The organism is Lacinutrix sp. MEBiC02595, from assembly GCF_053601555.1.
In genome coordinates this window covers 1-283 of record NZ_JBSHNU010000017.1, presented here as the reverse complement: position 1 = coordinate 283, position 283 = coordinate 1, and the positions used below count along the sequence as shown (strand labels likewise).

The window sequence follows — 283 nt, the reverse complement described above, 5'->3', positions numbered from 1 at the left end:
TCCTGACCTTACAGCTTGTACTGTTGCAGATGAAACGATTGAATGTGATGGAACAAATAATGAAACGATTGCTAACGATTGGAATGCTGCTAATATTTTAGCACTTCAATCTTGCGGTACAGATGCTTGTGATACAGATGCGGTATTTGATGTAACTTCTGATTATGCGTACACAAACCTTGCTTCCACTTGTGGCGCTGGTGGTACATTAACAGTTACTTATACCGTTGCAGATGATTGTGATAACGAAACTATACTTGTTGCAATTCTTACACTTAACGAT

1 protein-coding gene is annotated in these 283 nt (G+C 38.5%); it reads left to right on the top strand.

Annotated features, from left to right (window positions below; all coding sequences use genetic code 11):
- The coding region (locus tag ACVCZW_RS00045) for a hypothetical protein (RefSeq protein ID WP_452231282.1) at positions 1–283 on the top strand (283 nt) is incomplete at both ends.